This is a genomic window from Pseudomonas sp. RIT-562 (assembly GCF_026241895.1).
Taxonomy (GTDB): Bacteria; Pseudomonadota; Gammaproteobacteria; order Pseudomonadales; family Pseudomonadaceae; genus Aquipseudomonas; species Aquipseudomonas mandelii_F.
On the sequence record NZ_JAPJIV010000017.1, the window covers coordinates 14,871 to 23,627 of the forward strand.

General features: G+C 61.4%; 8 protein-coding genes. 4 read left to right on the forward strand and 4 right to left on the reverse strand.

The window, feature by feature from the left end:
- Nucleotides 1-72 precede the first annotated feature (72 nt).
- Nucleotides 73-561 (forward strand): SRPBCC family protein, encoded by a 489-nt coding sequence (locus tag ORL50_RS19690; RefSeq protein WP_266017398.1) that lies wholly within the window; start codon nt 73-75, stop codon nt 559-561.
- A 508-nt stretch (nt 562-1,069) separates the two neighbouring features.
- Here ORL50_RS19690 and inhA read toward each other — a convergent pair.
- A complete protein-coding gene (gene inhA / locus ORL50_RS19695) occupies nt 1,070-1,753 on the reverse strand; it encodes an isonitrile hydratase (RefSeq protein ID WP_266017548.1) in 684 nt (227 codons plus the stop codon).
- A 90-nt stretch (nt 1,754-1,843) separates the two neighbouring features.
- On the opposite strand from inhA, the gene ORL50_RS19700 reads away from it, so the two are divergent.
- Nucleotides 1,844-2,827, forward strand: a complete 984-nt coding sequence (locus ORL50_RS19700; RefSeq protein WP_266017400.1) for a GlxA family transcriptional regulator — start codon at nt 1,844-1,846, stop codon at nt 2,825-2,827.
- Here the strand turns inward: ORL50_RS19700 and ORL50_RS19705 are convergent.
- From ORL50_RS19705 to ORL50_RS19715, 3 genes are all read right to left on the reverse strand, one after another.
- Nucleotides 2,796-3,695: an alpha/beta fold hydrolase gene (locus ORL50_RS19705; protein ID WP_266017402.1), complete on the reverse strand. Its 900-nt coding sequence runs from the start codon at nt 3,693-3,695 to the stop codon at nt 2,796-2,798. The two genes, ORL50_RS19700 and ORL50_RS19705, sit on opposite strands and share 32 nt — an antisense overlap.
- Nucleotides 3,696-3,772: 77 nt before the next feature.
- The gene (locus tag ORL50_RS19710) at nt 3,773-5,599 is read right to left on the reverse strand and encodes a glycoside hydrolase family 15 protein (protein WP_266017403.1); all 1,827 of its coding nucleotides are present in this window, start codon (nt 5,597-5,599) and stop codon (nt 3,773-3,775) included.
- On the reverse strand, nt 5,592-6,392 hold the full coding sequence (locus tag ORL50_RS19715) for a glucose 1-dehydrogenase (protein WP_266017405.1): 801 nt from the start codon (nt 6,390-6,392) through the stop codon (nt 5,592-5,594). Before ORL50_RS19715 ends, ORL50_RS19710 begins: the two co-directional genes overlap by 8 nt.
- Nucleotides 6,393-6,566: 174 nt before the next feature.
- On the opposite strand from ORL50_RS19715, the gene ORL50_RS19720 reads away from it, so the two are divergent.
- A complete protein-coding gene (locus ORL50_RS19720) occupies nt 6,567-7,739 on the forward strand; it encodes an MFS transporter (RefSeq protein WP_266017406.1) in 1,173 nt (390 codons plus the stop codon).
- Between the two features lie 169 nt (nt 7,740-7,908).
- Nucleotides 7,909-8,643 carry a thioesterase II family protein gene (locus ORL50_RS19725; protein ID WP_266017408.1) on the forward strand — a complete coding sequence of 245 codons (735 nt, stop codon included), beginning with the start codon at nt 7,909-7,911 and terminating at the stop codon, nt 8,641-8,643.
- Nucleotides 8,644-8,757 lie beyond the last annotated feature (114 nt).

Below are 8,757 nucleotides of genomic sequence, written 5' to 3' on the forward strand. Positions count from 1 at the left end.
TACCCGCTTGGTACAACTTTAGGGTTGGTCTTGTGGTCTTACAGGCCTACTGTTCATTACAGGAGGTGACATATGAACCCAGCATCAGATCGTATCGAAAGGAAAATCCTGCTCAAGACGCCGCGCTCGCAAGTCTGGCGCGTAATCGCCCACGCCGAAGCCTTCGGTCAGTGGTTTGGTGTGGCACTGGAAGGCAAGCGGTTTGTCGCCGGTGAGTGGACCCAGGGGCAGATTACCTATCCCGGTTATGAACACCTGCTGTGGAACGTCCTCGTGGAGCGGGTAGAGCCGGAGCGCAAGTTTTCGTTCCGCTGGCACCCCTATGCCGTGGATAAGGACATCGATTACTCCCAGGAGCCCACCACCCTGGTGTTGTTCGAACTGGAAGATATGGATGACGGCACGTTGCTCAAGGTCACCGAGTCCGGCTTCGACCATATTCCCCAAGAACGCCGGCTCAAGGCTTTTCGCATGGACAGTCGGGGCTGGGATGAGCAGATGAACAATATCGAAGAATTCCTCAAGATCGGTCACAAGGCACGCGAAAGCCAACAAGAGTAATTGTCCTGAAGTTCGAATCGAGGTCGAAGCAGCCCTGAGGCAGCTAAGGGTTTTCGGAAGGCAGCTATAGCGAATGTCTTACACTCGATGGTAGCGATATCGTCTGTTACATATTGGATCCGATGCGTATTCTGAACACATCAACCGGAGCACAGGAAGTGCCCCGGGATCAGGGACGATCGACCATCAGCACGGAACGCTATCGACAGGGAGTCGACATGGTCTTGGGAAAACCCGCTTCGGCGGGTTTTTTTTCGCCCGCAAAAAACCCAAATTCGTAGCAGCTGCCAAAAATACACGCCGGACATCTGTAGCAGCTGCCGAAGGCTGCGTTCGACTGCGAAGCAGTCGCTAATCGACGATTGCGTGATTATCTGGAAGTTTGCGCTGGCTTCTGGCGCCTGCTTCGCAGTCGAACGCAGCCTTCGGCAGCTGCTACAAGTCTCAAGCGCAGCCTTCGGCAGCTGCTACAAGTCTCAAGCGCAGGCCTCGGCAGCGATTACAGGGTTTAACGATTTAACCTGGCCGCCGCCCGCTCGGTAATCAGGCTCCGTTGTTCAAGCGAATGAGCTGCACGCCGCCGGGCATCTTCCAGCACGGCAGCCGGCGCTGTCTCCGGGCTGCCCGAAGCAAAAGGCGGTGCGGGAGCATATTCCAGCTGCAACTGCACCAGTTGTGCCACGTCCTCGCCGAACAATTCAGCCGCCAGCGTCAGGGCAAAATCGATCCCCGCCGTGATTCCCCCGCCGGTCAGCAGATTGCCGTCGCGCACTACCCGATCCTGCACCGCAATAGCTCCCAGAGGCTTGAGCAACTGGTGATAGGCCCAGTGCGTGGTAGCGCGCTTGCCCTTGAGCAGGCCCGCTGCGCCGAGTACCAGCGAACCGGTGCACACCGAAGTCACATAACGTGCAGTGGCGGCCTGGGCCTTGATGAACGCCAGCGTCACCTCATCTTCCATCAGCGGCCCGACCCCACTGCCGCCGGGAATACAAATCACATCCAGCGCCGGACAGTCATCGAACGTCGTCGTGGGGTGCAACACCAGGCCGGTGCTGGCAGTCACGGGGGCCAGGTCCTTCCAGACCAGATGCACCTGCACATCCGGCAATGAAGCCAGCACGTCATAAGGCCCGGTCAGGTCCAGCTGCTGGACTTGGGGGAACAACAGAAAACCAATCTGCAACGCCATGGTGTTTTTCTCATGAAGTGGGGTGGACGACTTCACTCTAGGCGTCCAGGATATGGCGCATACGCCAATCAACCCACGAATTACGCCAATATGCCCAAAGTCATCCACGTGCTTGCGTTCGCCCAGGTCCAACTGCTCGATGTCACCGGGCCGCTGCAGGTGTTCGCCTCGGCCAATGACATCGTTCGTCAGCGTGGCCAGCCGGCACCTTACGCGCCGACGGTAATCGCCAGCGGTGGCGGGGCGGTGATGTCCTCGGCGGGATTGGCGATGCTGGCCGAACCTTTACCAGCGGTGGCCAGCGACACCTTGATCATCGCTGGCGGCTGGGGCGTCTATGAAGCGGCGCAGGACCCGCCGCTGGTGAGTTGGATACGCACCCATGGAGCCCAATGCCGACGAGTGTCCTCAGTGTGTACCGGGGCTTTTCTGCTGGCCGCCAGTGGCTGGCTCGATGGCCGGCGCGTGGTCACCCACTGGACCCGTTGCGAACAGCTGGCGCAGCAACACCCGCGTCTGCGGGTCGAACCCAATCCGATCTTCATCAACGACGGCCCGGTCTGGACATCAGCAGGCGTAACGGCGGGCATCGACTTGGCGCTGGCCATGGTCGAACAGGACCTCGGCCGCGAAATAGCCCTGGAAGTGGCCCGGCAGCTGGTGGTGTTTCTCAAGCGCCCGGGTGGCCAGTCGCAATTCAGCGTGACCTTGTCATTGCAAAAACAAGGCAACCGGTTCGACGAACTTCACGCCTGGATCAGTGAACATCTAACCCTGGACCTGGGCATTCCCACACTCGCCGCCCAAGCCGGCATGAGCGAACGCAGCTTCGTCCGCCATTATCGCGCCGACACCGGCCAGACCCCCGCACGGGCGATTGAATTGATCCGGGTGGAAACCGCGCGCCGGTTGCTCAGCGACACTGGTTTGCCAATCAAGCGAGTGGCGACGCAATGCGGGTTCGGCAGCGAAGAAACCCTCAGGCGCAGCTTCCTGCGGGCGATGGGAATAACTCCCCAGGCATACAGGGAGCGCTTCTGCATCAGCGCTGCAGCAGATCCAATATCGCTCTGAGCGTTGCTTCGGGCGCTTCTTCAGGAATGTTGTGACCAACTCCCGGCAGAATCCACCGCTCATAATCACCGGTGAAATGCTCGCGATCCTCGTCGTTTGACGTAGCAGGGCCGACTCCATCGTCGGCTCCGCATAGCGAGATCGTGGGTACGCTGATCGGCGGCTGGCGGGTGAGCGCCTGCTCCATCCACTCCAGCGCCGGGTCGCCGGCGGCATACATGAATCGGTGTCGGTAGGAGTGAATCACCACCTCGACGAAGTCCGGATTATCAAAGGCCGGTGCACTCAGCGGATACAGCGCCGGCCCCTTGGCCCAGGTCGGTGACCACAGACGCCATAGCAGCTCGCACAGCGCTCGCCGGTTCCGGGTCAGGCCTTCGACCCCGCGGGGGGTATGAAAGTAATACTGATACCAGAGGCGGTGTTCGGTTTGCGGGTCCAGTGGCTGCACCGAGTTGGGGATGTCCTGGAGGTTGTACCCGTCGCCAGTCACGAGGCAACGAACCCGCTCGGGCCACAGCGCCGCCACGATGCAGGCCGCTCTTCCTCCCCAGTCATAGCCGCAAAGCGCCGCCTGCTCAATGTCGAGCGAGTCCATCAAGTCCAGCAAGTCCTGGGCGAGTGCTGCCTGCTGACCGGAACGCGGGGTATCAGGACTGATAAAACGGGTCGGACCGTATCCGCGCAGGTAGGGCACGATAACCCGATAGCCTTGTGCAGCCAGGACTGGGGCTATCTCGTCAAAAGCACGCGGAGAGTAGGGGAAGCCATGCAGCAGAATGACCGGTCCGCCACTGGCAGGGCCGTGTTCTTCATAGGCGAGCGTGAGCATTGATGTTCGGGTGAACTGGATGGGATGGCCAGTCATGCAGCACCTCCATGATTTTTGGATAACTCCGCAGCTCCTGCACGGGATTGCGTGAACCCGGAAGATTCACGCGGTCATCATGGCTGCCAATAGTTCTTCTCGCCACTCAACTTGCGGTCGAGAAAACTTGCCGCGCTGATCAGCGCCAGGTGGGTGAGGGCCTGTGGCGTATTGCCGAGATGGCGCCCTCGGCTGTCGAACTCTTCGGCGTACAACCCCAGCGGGTTGGCGTACCTCAGCAGTTGCTCGAATTCCAGATGCGCCTTCTCGACCTGGCCTGCCCGGGCCAGGCACTCGACATACCAGAACGAGCAGGCCGCGAACGCGCCTTCGGTGCCTTCCAGGCCATCAATTCCGGCGTCCTCGTTGCGATAGCGGTAAACCATGCCGTCACGCACCAGGGTTTTCTCGATCGCTCGCAAGGTTGATAACCAACGTGGATCCTTGGCGCTGACGAAACGCACCAGCGGCATCAGCAGCATCGAGCCATCCAGGGCCGTACCGCCGATGTGCTGGACAAAATGCCCGCGCTCTTCATTCCAGAAGTTGTCCCAGATGTCTGCGTAGATCGCCTGTCGTGTCTCATCCCAGCGTGCAAAAGGGGCGGGCAGGGAGCGTTTGGAAGCCAAGCGAATCGCCCGGTCCAGCGCGACCCAGCACATCAGTCGCGAGTGCAGGAAGTGATGCTGTTCACCGCGCATTTCCCAAATGCCGACGTCCTTGTGCTGCCAGTTTTCACAGACCTGATCGACCACTTCGACCGCGTGCTTCCAGCCCTCGTGGGAGATCGCATCGCCGTATTTATTCACCAGGTACACGGCGTCCATTAGCTCGCCGAAGATATCCAACTGGACCTGCTCGTAGGCCTGATTGCCGATCCGCACCGGCTTCGCGCCACCGTGACCGGCCAGGTGCGGGAGTTCGGATTCCGGCAGCTTCTGACGGCCGTCGATGGCGTAAAGAATGTTCAGCTTCATTGGCTGGCCACAACAGTCGCTGACCCGTCCGCGCAACCAGCCCATGTAAGCGTTGGCTTCTTCGACAAAACCCAGGCGCATGAACGCGTAGACGGTAAATGACGCATCGCGGATCCAGGTATAGCGGTAGTCCCAATTGCGCTCGCCGCCGGGTGTTTCCGGCAGGCCGAAGGTCGCGGCCGCGAGGATCGCGCCATGTTTGCGCGAGGTCAGCAGTTTCAGCGCCAGGGCTGAACGATTGACCATCTCCCGCCAGCGACCGCGGTAGTTGGACTGGCCGCTCCAGTCACGCCAGAATTTCAGGGTGCGCTCCATGCACATGTCCGCAGCGCCCGGCTTGAACCGCGGGTCGTCCACGCCACCGAGCAGGAACTGCGCGCTTTGGTCCTGTTCCAGGGTGAACCGGGCCACAGCTGCATCGGCCTCGATACTCAGCATCTGGTCTGATGCCAGGCGCAGGGCAGGCTGGCCGGGCGCCTCGAACAGTACGTCCTGCTCATCCATCTGCGCGCGGGTGCTGGCGCGGGCGTAGTCATGTCGCACAGCGCAACGCATATGAAAGCTCGCCTGACCGCTGACGACTCGAACCCGACGCATCAACACCGGCAGATCGTCCTCGCTGTCGCCGATCGGCAGCATGTCCGTGACTTCGACCACTGCGCGATCGCTCAACCAGCGGGTTTGCAAGACGTTGGTGTCTGGCAGGTAAATCTGTTCCCGGCGCGCATCCGGCAAGTCGGGCGATAGCTGGAAAATCCCGGCGTCGGGGGTGTCCAGCAGGGAGCAGAAGATCGACGGGCTGTCGAATTCCGGCCAGCAGAAAAAGTCCACGCTGCCGCGGTCATTGACCAGGGCCGCGCTGCGCATGTCGCCAATGATACCGTGGGCGTCGATCGCGCTTTGTCGTTCGGGATGATGATCAGCCATTGCCGCGAAACTCCGGATAGAGGCTCATGCCACCGTCGATGAACAGGGTGGTGCCGACGATGTAGTCGGATGCATCGGAGGCGAGAAAGACCACTGCATTGGCAATGTCCTCGACCTCACCGATGCGGCCATAGGGGATAAGTTTGAGCAGTTCCCGGGCGGCGTCGCCCTCGGTTGCAGTGCGATTGATCGCGGTGCGAATCGCTCCCGGGGCGATGCCGTTGATGCGGATGCGCTGGTGGCTGACTTCCTGGGCGAGCGTCTGCATCAGCATATCGACCCCGCCTTTGGACGCGGCGTAGTTGACGTGGCCGGCCCAGGGAATGCGCTGGTGCACCGAGCTCATGTGAATGATTTTCCCGGCGGCCCGGGATACGCCTTCGCGAATGCCCTGCCGATTGAAAATTCGCAATGCGGCGCGGGCACACAGGAACTGCCCGGTGAGGTTCACACCGATCACCTGGTTCCAGTCGGCGAGGCTCATGTCCACGGCCGGCGAGTCTTTTTGCAACCCGGAGTTGGCCACCAGGATGTCCAGCGAACCGAACGCTTCGAGGGTTTGTGCGAACAGGCGTTCGACTTCCTCCTCCTTGGCAACGTCCGCGCCGATGGCGATGGCGCGACCGCCTTCGGCGTTGATCTGCCGGGCGAGTTCTTCGGCGGGGGCGGCCTGGGAGTTGTAGTTGAGCACCACGGCAGCCCCGGCAGCGGCCAGGGCCTTGGCGGCGCCGGCACCGATGCCTGAGCTGGCGCCAGTGATGAGGGCGACCTGTTGGTCCAGGGATATCAGCATAAGGGCTAGCGCCTTGAGTTGAGGGCCTTATCAGCTGACTGGTTTCGAGGTTCAAGAGTTCAGAAGCAGATCAAAAGATCGCAGCCTGGGCCTTAACACTCAACCAACAATTCAGAGCTTTCCCCACATCCCGCCCTGTGGCAATTTGCAGACCCATCCAGAGGCAGGAAAATCATGGCAAACCCCTACCGCGAACTGTTCAAGGCCCCAGGCAGCAGAGCCTTCGTGCTGGCCGGCATGATCGCGCGCATGCCGATTTCCATGACCGGCATCGGTTTGATCACCATGCTCTCGCAGTTGCAGGGTGGCTACGCCCTGGCGGGTGCCGTGGCGGCGACTTTTGCCCTCGCTACCGCTTTTTGCGCGCCGCAGGTTTCGCGCCTGGTGGACCGTTTTGGCCAGCGCCGCATCCTCCCGGTGTCGGCGCTGATCGGTGGTGGAGCGCTGCTGTTGGTGCTGCTCTGCACCCGCCTGCAGGCACCGCACTGGACGCTGTTCCTGTTCGCCGCGCTGGCCGGTTGCATGCCCAGCATGTCGGCGATGGTGCGGGCACGCTGGACCGAGGTGTATCGCGGCAAGCCCGAACTGCAAACCGCCTATGCCCTGGAATCGGTGCTCGATGAAGTCTGTTTTATTGTCGGGCCGCCGTTGTCCGTGGGGTTGTGCGTTGTGGTGTTCCCCGAAGCCGGGCCGCTGGCGGCCTTGCTGATGTTGGCGATCGGCGTGACTGCCTTTGTCCTGCAGCGGGATACCGAACCGGCGATTCATCCCCATGAGGCGCACCACCAGGGCTCGATCATTCGTTCCGGCGAGCTGCAGTTGCTGGTACTGCTGATGGTTGCCATGGGCACCATCGTTGGCGTGATTGACGTGGTCAGCGTGGCGTTTGCCCAGCATCAGGGCCAGCCGGCGGCGGCGAGCATTGTGCTGTCGGTGTACGCCATCGGCTCCTGCATGGCCGGGCTCGCGTTCGGTGCCCTGCGTTCGAAAGTGCCACTGCCGCGCCTTTTCCTCTACGGCGGAGTAGCGACAGCGGTGACCACGCTGCCGTTGTTACTGGCGACGAACATCTTCGGATTGTCGCTGGCGGTATTTGTCGCCGGGCTGTTCTTTGCACCGACGCTGATCGTCGCCATGGCGCTAGTGGAACAGATCGTACCCCCGGCCAAGCTGACCGAAGGCCTGACCTGGCTGGTGACCGGGTTGAGTATCGGCGTGGCCATTGGTGCGGCCAGTTCGGGGTGGCTGGTGGATGCGTTCGGCGCGCCCAGCGGGTTCTGGGTGGCGATTGCGGCGGGTGCCATAGTCCTCGGTTCGGCAGTCCAGAGCTTCCGCCACTTGAAATGATGACTAAATGTGGGAGCGGGCTTGCTCGCGAATGCGGCGCGTCAGTCAACGTTGATGTTGTTTGACCCACCGCATTCGCGAGCAAGCCCGCTCCCACATTTGGATCTTCGACTAATTCAAGACCAGCCTCATCCGTTCTCTTAACAGACAACTTCTTGAGGTAAGCCCGGTGACCCAGCTGACATTGCTGTGCCTGCCCTATTCAGGCGCGAGCGCCATGGTTTATAGCCGGTGGCGGCGCAAACTGCCGGAGTGGATCAAGCTGCAACCGGTGGAACTGCCGGGACGCGGCGCGCGGTTTGGCGAGCCGCTGCACACCGACATGCGGCGCCTGGCGCGGCAATTGGCTGAGGAACAACTCGTCACCCTGAAGGCGCCGTACGCCTTGTTCGGCCATAGCCTCGGTGCGCTGCTGGCCTGTGAAATGGCGCACGCCTTGCGTTCCCTGGGCAGCCCGGAGCCGGTCGCACTGTTCGCCTCGGGCACCGCCGCACCGACCATGCGCGCCGACTACGACCGCGGTTTCGCCGAGCCCAAATCCGATGCCGAGTTGATCGAGCAACTGCGCAACCTCAATGGCACCAGCGAGGAAGTCCTGGCCAACGAGGAGCTGATGAGCCTGACCCTGCCAGTGCTGCGCGCGGACTTCCTGCTGTGTGGCCGCTTCGAACCGATCGAGCGGGCGCCGCTCAGGTGTCCGGTGCATGTGCTCGGCGGCAAGGCCGATCGCGCCAGCACCGAGCAATTGATCGGCTGGAGCAAGGAAACCCACGGCAGTTTTTCCGTGGACATGCTGGCCGGCGGTCACTTCTTTATCCATGAGCATGAGGCCAAGGTGCTACGGGTGATCAAGGACCAACTCGACGTGCACCATCGCCGACATGCCGTGGCCGCAAGCGCCTGATCCCCCCCTAAAACATCCCCCAAAATTCCTGTGCAAATCCCCCCCTGTAGGAGTGAGCCTGCTCGCGATAGCGCTAGTTCAGTCGACACCCTTATCGATTGACCTACCGCTATC

Bases quoted from the DNA above. Each gene is read 5' to 3' on its own strand.
- ORL50_RS19705 (WP_266017402.1), bottom strand. From the start codon at position 3,695: ATGACTGGCCATCCCATCCAGTTCACCCGAACATCAATGCTCACGCTC.
- ORL50_RS19690 (WP_266017398.1), top strand. From the start codon at position 73: ATGAACCCAGCATCAGATCGTATCGAAAGGAAAATCCTGCTCAAGACG.
- ORL50_RS19700 (WP_266017400.1), top strand. From the start codon at position 1,844: ATGCCCAAAGTCATCCACGTGCTTGCGTTCGCCCAGGTCCAACTGCTC.
- ORL50_RS19720 (WP_266017406.1), top strand. From the start codon at position 6,567: ATGGCAAACCCCTACCGCGAACTGTTCAAGGCCCCAGGCAGCAGAGCC.
- ORL50_RS19710 (WP_266017403.1), bottom strand. From the start codon at position 5,599: ATGGCTGATCATCATCCCGAACGACAAAGCGCGATCGACGCCCACGGT.
- ORL50_RS19715 (WP_266017405.1), bottom strand. From the start codon at position 6,392: ATGCTGATATCCCTGGACCAACAGGTCGCCCTCATCACTGGCGCCAGC.
- inhA (WP_266017548.1), bottom strand. From the start codon at position 1,753: ATGGCGTTGCAGATTGGTTTTCTGTTGTTCCCCCAAGTCCAGCAGCTG.